Genomic DNA, 18867 nt, shown 5'->3' on the forward strand with positions numbered 1-18867 from the left:
GCATAGACAAAACATATTAATAAGAAAACAATACAAATCAAAAAAGCTGAGTAATGACGTCATTACTCAGCTTTAATTTATAACTTTAATCCTTTAATAATCTGTATCGCTTATTTAGGACTTGACAATTGATGTTGTAATTACTTACGTACAACCAATTTGTTTGTTTTGATAACCTCACCATTTTGGTCACGAACAGTGTAGATATATACACCATTGTTTAGGTCACTAACGTTAACTTTCTTTGTTCCGTTAACAATTGAAGAGTTTACAACTTCTTGTCCAGTAACAGAGTTAATTGTAACAGTACCGTTCACTAAACCATCAACTTTAATGTTTACAAAGTTAGACGCTGGGTTAGGGTATACGTTGATCTCTTTGATTTCTTTCTCTACAGAAAGTCCACCGTCAAGTGTAATAGCGTTTGAAGCATCATATACATCATTGTATCCGTTAGCTCCTTCTACTAAAACGTAAACAACCATTTCCTCATTTGGTACGATTGCAGCCGCTTCAACAGCATTTCCAGCAGCATTTATTTTCCAGTACTCACCTGTAGCTGTAAAGTTATACGTTTGATTTGAACCATTTGGAGTGATTTGAATACCATTTGCTTTAATGAATCCAATATCGTCATTTAGTTGACTTGGTGTAACAGCAGATGTCATTGCTAAAACATAGTAACTAGATACATTTGTTTCGTCTGGTGTATCAAAAGAAACAGTTAAATCAGAACCATCCTCGTTATCAGAAACATCTGAAGCTACAATGTTTGTCGCATTTGGTGCATCAGGAATAGCAGGTCCAACTGTGATGTTATCTACAGAAATCGTAGAACCTAAAGTTAATGTAGAGGCTGCACCTTGAAGTATTTGACTTTCACTACTTGCTATAAAAATAGTGTATTCTGAAACAGATCCGATGTATTGCATGTCTACAGTAACATTTTGGAAAGTAGCTTCTGTTCCTGCGAAAGTAGCGAAACCTTGTCCAATTGCTGTTCCACCTGCATTGTATGCGTTGATAAAGACGATAGCTGTGTCATTTGCAGCTACATCGTATTTTACATCCATTGAAAAACTTTCATATTTTGTAGATGTTATGATGTCTTGTGTAGCAATTCCACCATAGTCTCCATCAGGTGCGTTTGTTGGATCTGTAGAGTTTGCAAGGTTGAACGTTGTTAATTCAATATAGCTAGACCCTTCAGTAGCACCAGTCGTTACTTCAGTAGCTGGTGTAAGTGGGTTAGTTCCATCAGTAACGTCACCAAGCGTTGTTAAAATGTTTAGTGTATTCCAATCATCTGGTTCATCATTTGTCCATGACTCAAATCCTGGATTTAAAACTTGTGCGTTAATACTTGCAGTAGCAATTAAAGCTAATGCAGAAAAGTAAATTTTTTTCATATCTATAATTTTGTTTGATTCCAAAACTAATATTTAAATAATGAATAATCTAATCTTATTAAGTTTTTAATATTTTTTATGATTGAGTGGGTGAATATGTTTATTGAACGGTTAAAATCGCTGATCATCAACTTCCTTAAGTTTAACTTGTTTGTTAACTTCTAGACTAAAATAACCAAAATCCTGGGTAACTTTTCCCTGTATCTTATAAATACCCTTTCCTCTAAATGGATATGATTTGACACTAGGAGGAAAATGAACAGTATCAAAAACATGTCCTTCGCAATCTTGAAAGGTTCCAAAATTCATTATTTCTCCTTTTTTTGTTCTTGTTGGCTTTATTGCCACTAGATATCCATAGACAATAATATGCTGACCGTCATATTTAGAAAAGTCCTTAACGGGAATGAAATTTTGAATAGGCTTTTCTAAAAGATCAAATGGTTGTCCCAATGGGAAACCTAAAAGATCTAACTCCTCAAAGGTTTGCTCTAGTTTCTCTGTTTGAAGTTGTGGTAACTGATACTGCTTGGTCTCTTGCTGAAATAATAGGGCTTGATGTTTGACTACCTTTGCTTTCTTATAAAATAAATGTGCTTGCCATTTTAAGGCTTGTTTATTGGTTGAAAGTGTTCGAAATGCACCGATTCGAATAAGTAACAATAGATTTTCCAATGTAGGATGCAACATTCTCAAATAATGATCCAATGAGTTGAAATTCCCATTTTCTGCTCTAAAACGGAGTAATCTTATTATTTCTTTACTGTCAATTCCCAAAATAAGCTGAAAACCGAGGTAAATTGTCTTTCCTTTAATTACTGTTTCCCACTTACTGTTTTGTATACAAGGTGGTTCTATGTTTGCACCTAGCCTTCTCGCTTCGTGAATGTAGAATTCTGTGGAGTAGTATCCTCCAAAATTATTGATGGTGGCAACCATATATTCTAAAGGAAAGTAGGCTTTGAGATACAAGCTTTGAAAACTTTCTACAGCATAGGAAGCCGAATGTCCTTTGGAAAAGGCATAACCTGCAAAACTTTCAATTTGTTCCCATATCGTTTGTGTGAGTTCATCAGCATAGCCTTTTGCTTTACAATTGGAGAAAAATTGATCTCGTATGGCTGTAAACTCTCCTCGGGAACGGTATTTTCCTGACATTCCTCGTCTTAAAATATCGGCTTCATCTAGTGTTAATCCTGCGAAATGATGTGCTACTTTTATCACATCTTCTTGGTAAACCATAATTCCATAAGTCTCAGGCATAATGGATAGCAAGAGCGGATGTCCAAGCTTTCTCCGTGCTTTATCTTTGTGGCGTAGAATGTATTCTTTCATCATTCCTGAACTGGAAACTCCCGGACGAATAATAGAACTCGCAGCAACTAAATCTAAATAAGTTGTTGTTTTCAATTTTTTCATGAGCATGCGCATAGCGGGAGACTCTACATAAAAACAGCCCATAGCTTCGCCGTTTTGCAACATCTTCTGAATTTTCTTGTCTTGTTTGAAAAAGACCAAGTCATGAATGTCGTGGATTTTAGCTTCGGGTTGATTGTAAGCAATGACGTCCAAACTTTCACGAATTTTACTCAATCCTCGTTGACTCAAAATGTCAAACTTGTACAGGCCAACATCTTCGGCTTCTAGCATTGAGAATTGTACTGTTGGAAAACCTTTCGGTGGTAGAAATGTAGCACTCAACCATGAAGTTGGTTTTTCACTAATGATTACTCCACCTGCATGGATACTCAAATGGGAGGGGAGTCCTTCGATGTATTTTCCATATTTTAATACCAACTGACTCATGTGGTCGAGTTCATGAAGTTGGAATTTTCCTTTGGCTAGTTTATCAATTTCTGATTTTGGAAGTCCCAATACTTTTCCTAGTTCACGTACACAACTTCTGTATTTAAAAGTGTTGTAAGTGCAAATCAAGGCTGTGTTTGGAAAACGATTAAAGATGTACTTTAAAACATCGTCGCGTTCTCTCCAAGAAAAATCAATGTCAAAATCGGGTGGATTTTTACGGTGTAGATTGATGAAGCGTTCGAAATAGAGGTCGAGTTCTAATGGATCAACATCGGTAATTCCCAATAAATAAGCGACTATACTGTTGGCTCCACTTCCTCGTCCCACATGAAAGTAAGTTTGAGATTTCGCATAATGAATAATATCCCAAGTCACAAGAAAGTATGCCATATATCCTTTTTGTTCAATGACTTTTATTTCCCTATCAATTCGCTCTGTAATTTCTTTAGCTGTTTTGTTTTCTGTTGAAAAATCAGCCCAAGGATATCGTTTAGCTCTTCCTTTTAAACATAAGGATTGAATCAATGCTTTGTCTTCTTCATGTGTTCCGGTATAAGTTTGAATGTTTTGAGGTTCAGAATTGTCATTGAATCCAAAGTCGATTTTACATTGTGCTAAAAGTTCGAAAGTTTGAGTAATTACAAAGTTTGCTGGTTCAAATTTAGCATTCAATTCTTTTAAATTGTAAAACCATTCTGTTTCAGGAGCTTGTTCCGACTTCGATAATTGAGAGAGCAACGTGTTTTCATTAATTGCGCGCAATAAACGATGTGTATTGAATTCCCTTTTTGATTGAAAAGTCATTATTGGAGCAGCCAAGAGTTTCTCTTTCGCTACATCTTTAATAAATGGCACTTTGTTGATTTCATGGGCTTGGATACCGATAAATTCATGCTCGCGTAAATACTTTGGTTTTTGACCTAAAGGATAAATAACTTTACAGTTGGCAAAGTAGGGCGCAACTTTTGGGAAATTGATGTTTTCATGTAAATGCGCTGTTAAAAACGCATTCATTTCGTGAAATCCTCTGTTGTTTTGAGCGATGATTAAATAGCAATGTTGCATTCCATTTCTGATGTCTACTCCAGCCACAATCGGAAAGTCGATTTCTTGTGCATATTTTAAACTGCTTAAAATTGCAGTAGTTGTATTGATGTCTGTTATAGCTAAACATGGAAATTCATGATTTTTTGCCCACTGAATTATTTTTTCAGGGGATTTCATGCCATAACCTATGCTGTATTTTGTGTGGATGAACATTTTTACTTTTATTTTAAATGGCTTTTTTAATTTGTTTCGAATCTTTAATAAAAATGCTTTAAAGGCAAGGCTTGTGAAGTTTTTAATTGTCACGAGTTTACTCTCGTAAATGATTGTAATTAAAAACGAGCATAACGAAGTATTTGAAGCATTCTTATTAAAGATTACTTGGAGCGGGCATACATCACGCTATCCTTCCCAAACCTATTTCTGATACGGTCCATCGCTTGATATAAGTTTGAATACTTTCCATCGTCGGTAAATAAGCTGATTTGCTGTCCACCTTGCACCAAATGACTCAAACGTACACCAACTAATCTTACCCTTACGCGACGTTGATACAATTGATTGAATAAAGTGAGTATCAAAGGAATTATTTCATGATCCGCTGCAGTGTAGGGGATTTTTCGTTGTAAGGTTTTGGTTTGAAAATCAGAATAGCGAACTTTTACTGTAACGCAGGCAGTAACTTTGTGACTTAGTCTGAGTTTGTAGGTGAGTTTTTCTCCCATTCCGCAAAGTAAAGCGCGTATACGTTGAATATCGATACTATCTTGTTCAAAAGTATGTTCTGTTGAAATAGATTTTTTTTCATTGTACTGCACAACAGGAGATGTGTCTATTCCATGTGCTTTTTTCCAGATAGCACGACCCATTTTTCCAAAAACTTGTTCCAGTAATTCAACTGGCATTTCTTGAAGCGTTTGGATTTTTTTGACACCTAATCCACAGAAGGTTTGGTATGTTTTTAATCCAACAGAAGGGATTTTTCGAATAGACAAAGGCGCTAAAAATGTACGTTCACTTCCGTAATCAACATTAATTGCATTATTTGGTTTAGCTTCTCCAGTTGCAATCTTAGAAACTGTCTTGTTTTCTGATAAACCAAATGAAATAGGAAGTCCCGATTCTCGAATAATACGTTCCCGAAGTTCTTTGGCGTATTGTAAACAACCAAAGAATTTGTCCATTCCAGAGAAATCCATATAAAACTCATCAATTGAACTTTTCTCATAAACAGGCGACGCATCCTTTACGATGTCTGTAATTAAGCGTGAGTATTTGCTGTAAGTTTCGGAATTTCCAGCAATTACAATCGCTTCGGGACAACGTCTTATGGCTAGTTTCATTGGCATGGCAGAATGAATCCCGAATTTTCGAGCTTCATAGCTACAGGAGGCGACGACACCCCGATCTGAAGAACCTCCAATTAGAATGGGTTTTCCTTCGAGTCGACTATCTGTGAGTCGTTCGCAAGAGACAAAAAATGTGTCCAAATCCATGTGGACAATAGCACGGTGTTGTTGTTGCATTTGTTCAGTTTTACGTTTGTTTAAAAGTCTTATACATCTGAACCAAAAGGTTCAAATACATGTAAAACTGCATATCGTTTTGGGTAGTAGAAATTTGTGTTTTTGGCACTTGTTTTTACGCTTACAAATGTAATAAATGTTTATTTACTAATCTATATCTTGATTAGAATTTAATCAATTTTGGTTAGATTAGGTTAGGTTAGGTTAGGTTAGGTTAGGTTAGGTTAGGTTAATTCCACGTTAATCTGCGTTATAACATATCACTCCACACTCCATCAGCGTCCACAACACCAAAGGCGGCTCTCTGCGAAATCTTAGCGTTCTCCTATGTTTGTAATTCAATATATTTGAAGATAAATAAGATGAAAAGGAATGAGAGCTAATTTGCGAACAAGCAACCTTAAAGGTATGTTCACGCGGAGAGATTGCCTCATTCCTTCTCAATTTCTTAGAGTTTGAACAGAATGTAAGGAATGCTACAATGTGGTATATCCAGAATGACCGATCAGTAGAAAAAACGGAGGGAAATGATTCATCTTATTCTAATATTAATTAAAAATTCATATTATGGATATTGTAAAACAAGCAGTAGGCATTGATGTTTCTCAAAAGGAACTAGTGGTTTGTTTAGGTAGAATGGATTCAGATTTTACACCAGAACTCTACGCTCACAAGGTGTTTAATAATACTGAACATGGCTTTAAAACATTATTGCTTTGGGTTAAAACACACACTTTAGAGTCGATTAAACTTCGTTTTGTGATGGAAGCTACTGGAGTGTATCATGAGTCTTTTGCTTACTTTCTAGATGAAAAAGGTTATGAATTAAGCGTAGTTTTACCCAATAAGATCAGTAATTATATTCGTTCGTTTAACTTAAAATCAAAAAATGATAAATCTGATTCTAGGGCTATTGCAATGTTTGGCTTGGAAAGAAAACTTGATAGCTGGCATAGACCTAAACCAATTTATAGAGAGATGAAGCAGCTTACTCGGGAACGAGATCAAGTACTTCATGAACGAACAATGGTTAAGAATCAACTACATGCAGAAAAAGTAGAAGCTCACCCTAACAAGCGTTCAATAGAGCGTTTAAACGAACGAATTAAACTTTTAAATAGTCAAGAAAAAGAAATAAAAACAGAAATAAGTGATTTAATAAAGGCGGATAATTTGATTCTTGAAATAGTTGGCATCATCTGTACCATACCAGGAATAGGCTTGGTAACCGCAGCAATTATTCTAGCTGAAACCAATGGTTTTGAATTGATCAAAAATAAAAGACAATTAGTTAGTTATGCTGGATTAGATGTAAGAGAGAGGCAGTCTGGAACCTCAATAAATGGTAAAGCTCGAATAACGAAAAGAGGGAATAAACATTTAAGAAAAGCACTATACTTTCCAGCATGGACCGCAATAAGATATGATGAAAGATTTAAATTAACCTTTAGTCGACATGTGTCAAAACACGGTGTAAAAATGAAGGTAGGAGTTGTAATACAAAGAAAACTACTAGAATTAGTGTTTGCTTTGTATAAAACGAGAAAACCTTATGATAAAGAGTATTTAAATGAATATGAAGAAGGTATGAAGAACAAAGTAGCTGTAGTATAAAAAATCAGAGGGTGGATTTATGAAAAAATCCTACCCTCTTAATAGGCTAGCTTAAAACTGCCATGAAAACAAATTTACGTAAAAAAAGCTAATGAAAATTTGTTTTCTAACACAGAATCTCCGCGGTTAACTCTAAATAATCACCTTCGTCGAATACTTCAACTCCTCTAAAACGATTTGTGATTCAATATCACTTACATTTGAAATAGATGCCACATCGTTTACCAAAAAGTCACGATACTCTTTGATACTCGAAAATCTAGCTTTGGCTAAAAAGTCATAAGAACCAGAAATGTGATAAAATTCAGTAATTGATTCTAGAGATTCCATTTGTTGGATGAATTCTGTTCGTTTCGAAACGTGATGGTCTTTCACAGTGAGATTTAAAAAAACGACAATCGATTTTCCGAGTAAATCTGCATCCAATAGGGCAACATATTGTTTTATGTATCCCGCTTTTTCTAATTTTTTAATCCTTTCGTAGATAGGAGTAGTGGTTAAAGAAAGTTCAGAAGCCATTTCTTTAGCCGTCTTTAAACAGTCGGTTTGGAGAATTTCAAGGATTCGCTTATCAATATTATCCATTTTTAGTGTTTTTATCTGTAAATATATATGATATAAGTAAAATACACTAAGTTTTACTCATTAGTATTTTATTTCACTTATTTAGATCAATTTTGCAGCGTTTTAAACTTATAAAATATAAAGTAATCAATTTTTTCTGAGGTAAAGAATGAAGAATAAGTATCAAGATTTAATAGAACAAACTTTCGATTTTCCACAAGAGGAGTTTAGTGTTGAAAATGGAGCATTGTCATATAGAGGAATAGACATGAATGCTTTAATCGCAAAGTATGGAACTCCGCTACGTTTTACCTACCTTCCAGCAATAGGAAAGCAAATTGAACGATGTCGAAATTGGTTCAATACAAGTATTCAAAAACAAAATTATAACGGGAAATATGAATATTGTTATTGCACGAAAAGTTCGCATTTCAATTTTGTATTAGAGGAGTGTACCAAACATAAAACCAATATCGAGACGAGTTCAGCTTTTGATATCGATATCTTGATTGCTTTGCACAAGAAAGGAAAATTAGCTAAAGACACTTATGTTTTGTGTAACGGATATAAAACAGAGGTTTACATTAAGAAAATCAAGGAATTATTAGAGTTAGGTTTTACGAAGGTTATTCCAGTAATTGACAACTTTCAAGAATTTGATATTCTAGATGAGCAAATTGATCATAAATTAGAGATAGGTATTCGTATTGCGTCTGAAGAGGATCCCAAATTTGAATTTTATACATCAAGATTGGGGATAGGATACAAAGATGTGGTTTCATTCTATAATTGGAAACTGAAAGACCACAAGAAATTTAAGCTCTCCATGTTGCATTTTTTTGTAAATACAGGGATACGTGATAACGCATATTATTGGAACGAATTACACAAATTCTTAAGTGTTTATGAAAACTTGATTAAGAATAACGCTGATATTACTTACTTGAATGTGGGAGGAGGATTTCCTGTGAAGAACTCTTTGGCATTCGAATTCGATTATGAATATTTGATAGAAGAAATTATAGGTCAAATTAAATTATCGGCAGATCATGTGAGTGCATGTCATCCAGATATTTTTACAGAATTTGGTTCATTTACTATTGCGGAAGCAGGAGGGATGATTTACACTATATTGGATCAGAAGAAGCAGAATGATAGAGAGAAGTGGAACATGATTAACAGTTCTTTTATGACTACTTTGCCTGATTCATGGGCAATTAGTAAGCGTTTCATTATGTTACCGATTAACCGTTGGAATGAGAAATATGAACGTGTGTTTTTGGGTGGCTTAACATGTGATAGTGATGATTACTATAATTCTGAACAACATGTCAATGCAATTTATTTACCTGTTTTCAATAAAAGGAAACCAATGCATGTCGGTTTTTTTAATTGCGGTGCATATCAAGAATCAATTTCTGGATATGGAGGAATTAAACATTGCTTAATCCCCAGTCCAAAACATATTTTAATAAATCAGGATGAAAATGGAGAAGTGATAGATGAACTATTTGCTCCACAACAAACAAGTGAAGAAATGCTTAAAATTTTAGGATACTCATGAGAACATTTGCAGGAATCCCCGAAGAGTTAGGGAAATTAGAAAACGCAGCAGTCGTAATTATTCCTGTGCCTTACGATGGTACTTCTACCTACGGGAAAGGAGCCGACATAGGATTTGAAGCGTTAATGGATGCTTCTGAAAATATGGAGTTGTACGATATTGAGACCAATACAGTGGTTTATGAAAAAGGAATCTTTATTACGTCAGCGGTAACAGAGGAGTCTTCACCAGAAGCTATGTGTGAGGCAGTAGAGAAAACAACAGATGAATATATCGAAACAGGGAAGTTTGTATGTCTTTTTGGAGGGGAGCATTCTATTTCAATTGGAGCGATTCGTTCATTTAAAAAGAAGTACGAGAATCTTTCCGTTTTACAATTGGATGCGCATTCCGATTTAAGACCAGAATATAATGGTTCGGCTTGTAATCATGCATGTGCTTTACATGAAGCTTCAAAAAACACGAATCTTGTTCAAGTAGGAATTCGCAGTATGGATGCAGTTGAATTACCATTCGTAAAAAAGGAGAATTTCTTCGATATGTACCGCATTAATTCAACTTCAAACTGGATGGATGAGGTGATTAATCAACTGGGAGATGAAGTTTACTTGACAATTGATTTAGATATTTTTGATCCATCAATTATGCCGTCAACAGGAACACCTGAACCGGGAGGCTTGTATTGGTATGATGTAATCACTTTGGTGAGAAGAGTAGTAGAAGAGAAAAGCTTAGTTGGTTTTGATATTGTTGAACTGGCTCCTGTGAATGGAGTGCCAGCGCCAGATTTTATGGCAGCGAAATTATTATATAAAATATTATCCTATAAATTTAATTCATAATGGGAAAAGTTAGAGAATTTATTGAGTACAATTACAGACATTTTAATTCAGCGGCACTTGTCGATGCCGCAAAGGGGTACGAAAAACACCTTGCAGAAGGAAAGAAAATGTTGGTTTCACTTGCTGGTGCAATGAGTACAGCAGAATTAGGGATATCATTGGCGGAAATGATTCGTCAAGACAAAATTCACATGATATCAACAACAGGTGCGAACTTGGAAGAGGATTTAATGAATTTAGTTGCTCACAACAGTTATGAGCGTGTGCCACATTATCGTGATTTAACAGCGGAAGACGAGTGGACATTGTTGGGAAGAGGTTTAAATCGTGTTACAGACACATGTATCCCAGAAGAAGAGGCATTCCGTCGTTTACAACAACATGTATTTGACATTTGGAAAGAAGCAGAAGACAAAGGAGAGCGTTATTTCCCACATGAATTTTTGTATAAATTGATTTTATCTGGTGTTTTAGAGCAGTATTACGAGATTGACCCTAAAAATTCTTGGATGATTGCAGCAGCAGAGAAAAACCTACCGATTATCGTTCCAGGTTGGGAAGATTCAACTTTAGGAAATATTTTTGCTTCTTACTGCATAACGGGAGATTTAAAGCCTTCTACAATAAAGTCAGGAATAGAGTATATGATGTGGTTAGCCGATTACTATTCAAATAATGCAGGTGAAGAAGGAATTGGTTTTTTCCAAATTGGTGGAGGAATCGCAGGAGACTTTCCAATTTGTGTTGTTCCAATGTTATCGCAAGATTTAGAGCGTGAAGACACCCCATTTTGGAGTTATTTTTGTCAGGTTTCCGACTCTACAACAAGTTATGGATCTTATTCTGGAGCAGTTCCAAACGAGAAAATTACATGGGGCAAATTAGGAATCGATACGCCAAAATTCATTATTGAATCAGATGCAACAATAGTAGTACCATTGGTGTTTGCTATTCTCTTAGATCAGTAGTAAGATTGAGCTTAAATGAAAGTTGTATAAATATAGAAACATAAAAAATGCGACCCTAAAAAGAGTCGCATTTTATAATTTGATTTAGATTGGAATTATTTCACCTCAAATTTTGAATCGTCAATTTTTTTATTGACTTCAACTTCGTTAAGTGTTGCAGTCATACCAACTGATTCAACAACTTGTGAAGTCTTTTTAGGGAATAAGAATCCTTGGTAATCTGTAAATTCACTATAGATTAAAACAACGGATTGTGGTCCTTCTTCAGTAACTTCTAGGGTTTCAGAATATTCTTTCAATCCATTTTCTGTATTGAAGTATGATTTAGTTGTTGTTTTTCCGATTGTATATTCAACAACGTACATATCTATTCCATCTCTATTTTCAATACCTAATAGCTGATAGTCCTCTTCGTTACAAAGTAGGCTATATTCTGGTATAAATGATGCTGTACGCGCATGGTCTTCGATTTGTTCATCAGTCATTTTTTCTTCATCAAAACCACCTTGTTGACTCATTCTTTTTGTCATTCCATTTTTACCATCGAATCTTTCTTCCTGAATAACCATTCCGTTAAATTCCATTTTAGAAGCAGACATATTAGGAGCTTTGAAGTAAGTTGTCATTTTCAACTCCATTGGTGCTTGATTAGGAACAATAACAGCTTTTTTAGTCATTGTTTTTACCTTTTCAATTTTCTTAACAGCTTTCTTCATTTTTGAAGTTTGTGTTACAGCCATTACGTATTTTTCAAAAACTTCCTTTTTAGAAATATCAGCAGGTTTAAGTGTAACTTCAACTTTAGGATTACCAAAAGCGTCAAGAATTTCGATATTTCCATCAGCGTCAAATTGTTTAAGGTTTTCCAATACTTCCTCGTTACCAACAACAATAATGTTAAGGTTGTTTGGTTTGATATATTTCTTTCCCATTTCTAGAATGTCTGCTTGAGAAACATTACTAAGTTTTTGAAGATAAGTTTGGTAATAATCTTTTGGCAAGTCATTTCTGTACGTTCTTAATGCAAAGTTTGCAATTGTACGTGGTGATTCTAAAGTTCTAGCGAAACTTCCTGCCATCGAAGCTTTGTTTAAAGATAATTCATCTTCAGTAACTAATTCCTGTGTAATTCTATTGAATTCATAAAGGAATTGTGTGATTGAAGAATCAGAAACTTCGTTACGGAAACTTCCCTGCGCATTGATATAACTACCTTTACGATTTACATTCATTCTTGAATATGCTCCATAAGTATAGGCTTTATCTTCACGTAAGTTTTGCATTAAACGAGTTCCAAAACCTCCACCACCAAACAATTTGTTCAATGTAGATAGTTTAATTTGATCTTCATCACCAGGCACCATATTGATTGGGAATGAAACACTAATTACAGACTGAACTGCTCCTGGTTTTTCAACAAAAATAACACGATTTCCTTCAGGTATAACTCCGCGACTATAAGCTTTTTCATAAGGAACGCCTCCTTCCCAGTCAGCAAATCTTTCGTTTGCAACTTTCTTTGCTTCAGCCTCAGTAATATCTCCTACAATAACTAAATAACTTCCAGCGGGAGTATATTGTTTATTGTAGAAATCAATTACGTCTTCACGCGTAATATTCGCCAAAGTTTCTTCAGTCATCACTTCACCATAAGGATGTTGATCTGTAAAGAGTACTTTTTGCATTGCATTGGCCATCATTGAACTTGGATCTGTTTTTATTGAATATAATCCAGATTCGTATTGTTTTTTAATACGTTCAAATTCATCTTGAGGGAAGTTGGCATTCTTCATGACATCAGTCATTAAATCCAATCCTTTATCCATGTGTTTTGTTAATACACTTAAGTAGATATTCGAACTGTTTGCTGATAAATAAGCTCCGATAAAATCTTTTTCATTATCAATTTCATCTTTGGTTCTATTATCAGTACCAGACATTAATAAATCTCCTGCAACATCAGAAAGTCCAGCCTTGTTTCCTTCTAATCTTGGATCAGAACCCATGACTAAGTTGAAAGAAACTTTTGGAATTTTATCATTTGGCGAAAGGATTACTTTCATTCCATTGTCTAAGTCAAAAACAACAGGTTGAGGTATATTTATTTCTGGAGCAGGTCCAGGAATAGGTGCTTTAGAACGATCAACTTGTCCAAATGCAAATACAGAAGTAAGTGCAAGTGCTGATCCTAAAATTAAATTTTTCATTTTCAATGTATTTTAAATGTTGTAATTAGACTTCAATTATTTCTTTGGTAAGTAATACAATACCAATCGTGCATCTTCTGTGAAATACTTTTTTGCAACTGCCATTAGGTCCTCACGAGTAATGTTGTCATAAACACTTAATTGCTCGTTAATCAAGTTTGTGTTGTCAAAGTATACATAATTGTTAGCTAAAGACTCTGCTTTACCAGCAACTGAACTGTTTGAAGAATAAAAGTCATTTTCAAATTGGTTTTTTACTTTTTCAAATTCTACTTCTGAAACCAATTCGTTTTTGACTTTATTGATTTCAACTTCTAATGCTTCTTTTAAGCTATCAATTTCAACATCTTTAGCTGCAATTCCAGCAAATAAAGCTATTCCTGGATCTTCCAATGGAAAAGCGAAAGAGAACGCAGAGACTGCTAATTCTTTTTCTTCTACAATGTTTTTATTCATTCTTGCACTTGTTCCTCCAGAAATAACAGCGTTTAACATTTCAAGAGCATACGCCTCTTTTGTGTTTTGCCTAGGAGAGTGATAACCGATAAAAACAGCTGGCAATTGAATATTGTCATAAACAGTGTCAACGATTTCTTTTTCTAACTTTGGTTCAACGATATCAGGACGAGGAATAACAGTTTCTTTTTTCTTATATTCGTTAATCAACCACATACCATCTTTAGATGTTGTGTTGAAAAAGTCCTTTTCATTAAAGATTGCTTTACCTTTTCCATACTTTGCAGTAAATGCGTCATTGTCTAAATTTAAATAATCACGGTAAAGGTTGATTGCTTGACCTTTTGGGATTGAACCAAAATATTTATCGATTAGAATTTTAGCCTCTTCTATGTCAATATCTCCAGCAATTGAAAGTGTTGCGTTAGAAGGAACGTAGAACGTTTTATAAAAGTTGATAAAATCTTCTTCTTGAGCAGCATCCAAGTGTTCCATAGATCCAATTGGAGTCCATTGATAAGGATGTTTATCGTACAATAAATCAAAAGCAGAAGCCATAAAAGAACCATAAGGTTGGTTGTCTACACGTTGTCTTTTCTCTTCTTTTACGACTTCACGTTGTGTTTCGATTCCTACGTTATCCACTTTTGCGTGTAATAATCTTTCAGACTCTAGCCACAGACCTAATTCTAAATTATTTGATGAAAAAATCTCGTAGTAATAAGTTCTATCTTGAGAAGTATTGGCGTTTAATGTTCCTCCATTTCTCTCAATGTATTGATCAAATTCTCCACGATCTATATTTTCACTTCCTTCAAACATTAAATGCTCAAAAAAGTGAGCAAAGCCAGTTCTATCTGGGCTTTCATTTTTTGATCCTACATGATAAAGTACTGAAACAGCAACAATAGGAGTAGAGTTGTCTTCATGTAAGATTACATGCATTCCATTGTCTAGGTCGTATTCAACGAAGTCGACATTACCTTTTTGAGCATGTAAGCCAAACGCACAAGTTGCGGCTAAAGCTGCAGAAAATATTCTTTTCATCATTTGTTAATTTATTATTCTTTTCAAAGAAACGTAAAATTTCTTAACAGCCTAATTGTTAAATGATAAAATGAGTTTTAAATAGATGAGTGGTATAAATTCAATATTTGGGTTAATTTATTTAGATTTGCTTGTCATGAAATATTAACTAAAAACGTCAATTTTATGCGTATAAATTTCTCGATTCTAGTACTTTTCTTTGTCCTTTTTTGTCAAGAATTTGCATATGCTCAAGACTCTTTGAAAGTGGGATATGTAAATTCTGCACCTTTTATTTTTAAGGAGAATAATAGATTGCAAGGACCGATAAGTTGGTTGTGGTATAATATTGCTGAAGAAAATAACTACCATTGCGAATATGTTCAAATGAATTCGAAAGAGCTTGTAAATAGCTTGAAAAATGGTGAAGTTGATTTGGCACTTTATCCTATGTCTATCACGAGTAGTAGGGCAAAAGAGATTGATTTTTCTGTACCTTTTTATTTAGCCCATAGTGGAATTGTAACCAATAAATCCTCCTCCTGGAAAAGTACTTTATTATTCATTAAATCTTTTTTTTCATTGAATTTCTTCCGTGCATTAGGTTCGTTATTCTTGATTTTGATGGTTTTTGGATTTTTGACATGGAGATTTGAAAGAAAAGGAAATGCCGAAGAGTTTGGAGATGGCCTTAAAGGATTATGGAGTGGGTTTTGGTGGGCAGCCGTTACGATGACGACTGTAGGATATGGTGATAAATCTCCTAAAACCACCGGAGGAAGAGCAATAGCATTGGTCTGGATGTTTACTGCAATAATCATCATTTCTGGATTAACTGCGAGTATAGCATCTTCTTTAACGGTCACGGAATTAGAGAGTCGAACAAATAATATTAATAATTTTAAAAAGAAAAAGTTGGCAACCGTTAACTTATCAAGTACTGATGACTGGCTAAAAGACAATTTTTACAATAATGTTATCTTGCTAGATAAACAGGATGATTTATTATCAAAACTTCGAGGAGATGAGGTGGACGCTGTTGTTTTTGATTTGCCTTTGTTAAAGAATATGGTTAAAAACGATACCTTAAACGAATATGAGGTTTTACCCTATAAATTTAATCCACAATATTATGCTTTAGGAATGAATCCTGTACTTGATGATAATTTATTGAAAGATATTAATACTAGTTTACTAGAACTAACAGAGGGCTTAGAATGGAAGGTCGTATTAGCAGAGTATAATTTGAATACAAATTAAGTTTGAAATTATTTTTACAATAAAAAAAGAGACGTCAATTGACGTCTCTTTTGCTTTAAACGATAAATTATTTAGTGTTTTTGTAGTTTTCCAATTAATGTATTTAAACTACTTGTCATTTTTTTCGTTGCACTGCTGATGGCTTTTTCGATAGATTCATCATGGCTAGTCACGGCAACAGGTTTTAGACCTTGTGGACGTACTTCTAGAACACATTTTTTATCTTTATTTCCCCCTTTGTCTCCATTTTCGTCAGATAGATGAACTTCTACACGCGTCACTTTATCTTCAAAACGGGTTAAATCTTCTTTTATCTTGTTAGAAAAGTAGGCTTCAATTCTTTCTTTTCCTTCTATGTTGTTGTCAGTGTTAAATAATACTTCCATGTTATTATATTTTATGAATGAAAAAATCATTCGGTTAGTAAATAAGGTAAATGGTCTTACCCACGAATCGATAACACAATATAAGGTTTTATGTTAATATAATACTGAATTAACGCGAAAATTATAAAATTTTATATTTCATAATTAATAATCTAATCTCAGACCTTTTGAAGATCAAAAAAACTATGCAAAAGTTAAGGTATTGATTTATCCTTATTTAGATTTAAATGTAGATTCAAATGGAAGTCTTTGTAGAATTGAACGACCTAAGGTTAATTCATCAGCATAATGTAATTCTGAACCAATAGAAACACCTCTTGATAATGTAGTTACTTTTATGTTTGTAGGAGATATTTTTTTATAAATATAAAAATTAGTGGTATCACCTTCCATTGTTGAGCTTAAAGCAAAAATGATTTCATCTACTTTACCATTTTCAACTTTGTCTAATAATGTAGGAATGTTTAAATCCTCAGGTCCTTGACCGTCCATTGGTGAAATAACACCTCCTAGGACATGGTAGATTCCTTGGTAGCTTCTTGTTGCCTCGATCGCCAAAATATCACGAATATCTTCAACCACACAAACAGTTCTGTGCTCCCGAGATGGATTAGCACAAATCACACAAATTTTATCATCAGAAATGTTACCACAATTGATACAATAATTAATGTTGTCTTTGATGTTTTGTACGGCGTTTGAGAAACGGTCTATTTGTTCTGGAGATCTTTTAAGTAAATCCAAAACTAATCTTAAAGCACTTCTTTTTCCAATACTTGGTAATGAGGCAAATTGCTCAACAGCTTCGTTTAAATATTTTGAAGGTAAATCCACGAATACAAAAGTAATGAGCTTTTTGAGATTAGAATAAAAATTATGCGTTTTTGATGAAATTATAGACTTGAATTATTCCTCAAAGCTTCAATTTATCGCTGGATATAGCCTTTGCTTTTAAAATGAGTATAAGCCAAATAACTTATTGGTATTAATATTTTATTAATTAATTTTGCAGCATTATTGATCGTATGGAAAATTTATGTGGAATCCCAGCAGAAAAACTACCGTTTGAGTTTATGGGACTGTGTTTGCAAGAGCCTATGGCGATGGTTACCAATCTTTTGATTGCCATAACTTGTTTTGTGATTTATTCAAAAATGAAAATTACTGAAACTAACTTCCAGAAAAACTGGAAATGGTTTTACTTCTTTTTTGGATTGAGTACGTTTTTTAGTGGGTTTGGACACATGTTCTTTAATTACACTGGTTTTTATGGGAAGTTTCCAACATGGACTTTAGGGCTTATTTCTGCATTTTACGCAGGGAAGGCAATGATTAGTTTAAATGTTATTTCTCCAAAGTTGTATAAAGGGCTAATCCGTTTCTTAACTCTGAAATTATTTGTTTTTGCAATTCTTGCTATTTATCAAAAATCATTTGTTTTTGTTATGGCTGATGCCGCAATTACTTACCTTTTCTTCTGTATGGGATTTGGAATCTATTATTGGAGAAAAGGGTTAACATCATTTAAATATACGGTTTATGCTGTTTTGATTTTAATTCCTTCGATTTTTATCTTTACATTGCAATTAAATCCCCATTTATGGTTTAATAAAGAAGATTTAAGTCATGTAATTATGGTAACCACAGTAATTTTCTTTTATTATGGGGTAATAAGACTCAATCAAATTGATTTGGATCAACTAATTTCATCAAGGGAAATAAAATATGTCAACAAATAATAACAGGATAAATATAGTTAATAAACGTGCTCGTTTTGAGTATCAGTTACTGGATAAATATGTAGCTGGAATTCAACTTGGAGGAACAGAAATCAAAAGTATTCGACTAGGAAAAGCGAGTATTTTAGAAGCTTTCTGTGTCATTGAAGAAGGTGAGGTTTACTTGCGAAACATGCACATCGCAGAGTATGGAAATGCTTCTTTTTATCAGCATAAAGCTAAAGCCGATCGAAAGTTATTGTTGAATAGAAAAGAGATAAATAAGCTAGATAAAAAGATGAAAACCAAAGGATTTACAATTGTTCCTTTGCGACTTTTTATTAGCGACAAAGGTTATGCTAAGGTAGAAATTGCTTTGGCACAGGGAAAGAAGCTCTATGACAAACGTCAGGATTTAAAAGCAAAAGATGATCAAAGAGCAATGGATAGAATTAAAAAAGCATACTAATC

General features: G+C 34.0%; 15 protein-coding genes. 7 read left to right on the top strand and 8 right to left on the bottom strand.

Annotated features, from left to right (window positions below):
- Positions 1-140: 140 nt before the first annotated feature.
- The 3 genes from DXU93_RS14390 to dinB form a co-directional block, all read right to left on the bottom strand.
- Positions 141-1409, bottom strand: coding sequence for a T9SS type A sorting domain-containing protein (locus DXU93_RS14390; protein WP_116882005.1), 1269 nt, complete (start codon positions 1407-1409; stop codon positions 141-143).
- A gap of 111 nt (positions 1410-1520) precedes the next feature.
- Positions 1521-4478 (bottom strand): DNA polymerase III subunit alpha, encoded by a 2958-nt coding sequence (locus DXU93_RS14395; RefSeq protein ID WP_116882039.1) that lies wholly within the window; start codon positions 4476-4478, stop codon positions 1521-1523.
- 164 nt (positions 4479-4642) lie between these two features.
- Complete coding sequence (dinB, locus tag DXU93_RS14400; RefSeq protein ID WP_116882006.1) at positions 4643-5791, bottom strand: DNA polymerase IV; 1149 nt, start codon at positions 5789-5791, stop codon at positions 4643-4645.
- Positions 5792-6358: 567 nt separating this feature from the next.
- On the opposite strand from dinB, the gene DXU93_RS14405 reads away from it, so the two are divergent.
- Positions 6359-7405 carry an IS110 family RNA-guided transposase gene (locus DXU93_RS14405; protein WP_116882007.1) on the top strand — a complete coding sequence of 349 codons (1047 nt, stop codon included), beginning with the start codon at positions 6359-6361 and terminating at the stop codon, positions 7403-7405.
- A gap of 132 nt (positions 7406-7537) precedes the next feature.
- Here the strand turns inward: DXU93_RS14405 and DXU93_RS14410 are convergent, their stop codons facing one another.
- Positions 7538-7990 carry an Lrp/AsnC family transcriptional regulator gene (locus DXU93_RS14410; RefSeq protein WP_116882008.1) on the bottom strand — a complete coding sequence of 151 codons (453 nt, stop codon included), beginning with the start codon at positions 7988-7990 and terminating at the stop codon, positions 7538-7540.
- 148 nt (positions 7991-8138) lie between these two features.
- On the opposite strand from DXU93_RS14410, the gene DXU93_RS14415 reads away from it, so the two are divergent.
- The 3 genes from DXU93_RS14415 to DXU93_RS14425 are packed head-to-tail and all read left to right on the top strand — an operon-like array spanning position 8139 to position 11343.
- The gene (locus tag DXU93_RS14415; RefSeq protein ID WP_116882009.1) at positions 8139-9533 is read left to right on the top strand and encodes a type III PLP-dependent enzyme domain-containing protein; all 1395 of its coding nucleotides are present in this window, start codon (positions 8139-8141) and stop codon (positions 9531-9533) included.
- A complete protein-coding gene (speB, locus tag DXU93_RS14420) occupies positions 9530-10375 on the top strand; it encodes an agmatinase (protein WP_116882010.1) in 846 nt (281 codons plus the stop codon). The genes DXU93_RS14415 and speB overlap by 4 nt, the downstream gene beginning before the upstream one ends.
- Complete coding sequence (locus DXU93_RS14425; protein WP_116882011.1) at positions 10375-11343, top strand: deoxyhypusine synthase family protein; 969 nt, start codon at positions 10375-10377, stop codon at positions 11341-11343. The genes speB and DXU93_RS14425 overlap by 1 nt, the downstream gene beginning before the upstream one ends.
- A 95-nt stretch (positions 11344-11438) precedes the next feature.
- Here the strand turns inward: DXU93_RS14425 and DXU93_RS14430 are convergent, their stop codons facing one another.
- Both DXU93_RS14430 and DXU93_RS14435 read right to left on the bottom strand, forming a co-directional pair.
- Positions 11439-13550, bottom strand: a complete 2112-nt coding sequence (locus tag DXU93_RS14430; RefSeq protein WP_116882012.1) for a M16 family metallopeptidase — start codon at positions 13548-13550, stop codon at positions 11439-11441.
- Positions 13551-13586: 36 nt separating this feature from the next.
- A complete protein-coding gene (locus DXU93_RS14435; RefSeq protein WP_317126923.1) occupies positions 13587-15053 on the bottom strand; it encodes a M16 family metallopeptidase in 1467 nt (488 codons plus the stop codon).
- Positions 15054-15218: 165 nt separating this feature from the next.
- On the opposite strand from DXU93_RS14435, the gene DXU93_RS14440 reads away from it, so the two are divergent.
- A complete protein-coding gene (locus tag DXU93_RS14440; protein ID WP_116882014.1) occupies positions 15219-16292 on the top strand; it encodes a substrate-binding periplasmic protein in 1074 nt (357 codons plus the stop codon).
- A gap of 71 nt (positions 16293-16363) precedes the next feature.
- Here the strand turns inward: DXU93_RS14440 and DXU93_RS14445 are convergent, their stop codons facing one another.
- Complete coding sequence (locus DXU93_RS14445; protein WP_116882015.1) at positions 16364-16678, bottom strand: HPF/RaiA family ribosome-associated protein; 315 nt, start codon at positions 16676-16678, stop codon at positions 16364-16366.
- Positions 16679-16891: 213 nt separating this feature from the next.
- On the bottom strand, positions 16892-17512 hold the full coding sequence (recR, locus tag DXU93_RS14450) for a recombination mediator RecR (RefSeq protein ID WP_116882016.1): 621 nt from the start codon (positions 17510-17512) through the stop codon (positions 16892-16894).
- A gap of 191 nt (positions 17513-17703) precedes the next feature.
- Between recR and DXU93_RS14455 the strand changes: the two genes are divergently transcribed.
- Both DXU93_RS14455 and smpB read left to right on the top strand, forming a co-directional pair.
- A complete protein-coding gene (locus tag DXU93_RS14455; RefSeq protein WP_116882017.1) occupies positions 17704-18417 on the top strand; it encodes a DUF6962 family protein in 714 nt (237 codons plus the stop codon).
- Positions 18404-18865 carry an SsrA-binding protein SmpB gene (gene smpB, locus DXU93_RS14460; protein WP_116882018.1) on the top strand — a complete coding sequence of 154 codons (462 nt, stop codon included), beginning with the start codon at positions 18404-18406 and terminating at the stop codon, positions 18863-18865. The genes DXU93_RS14455 and smpB overlap by 14 nt, the downstream gene beginning before the upstream one ends.
- Positions 18866-18867 lie beyond the last annotated feature (2 nt).

It is taken from the genome of Brumimicrobium aurantiacum, assembly GCF_003402975.1.
Classification (GTDB): domain Bacteria; phylum Bacteroidota; class Bacteroidia; order Flavobacteriales_D; family Crocinitomicaceae; genus Brumimicrobium; species Brumimicrobium aurantiacum.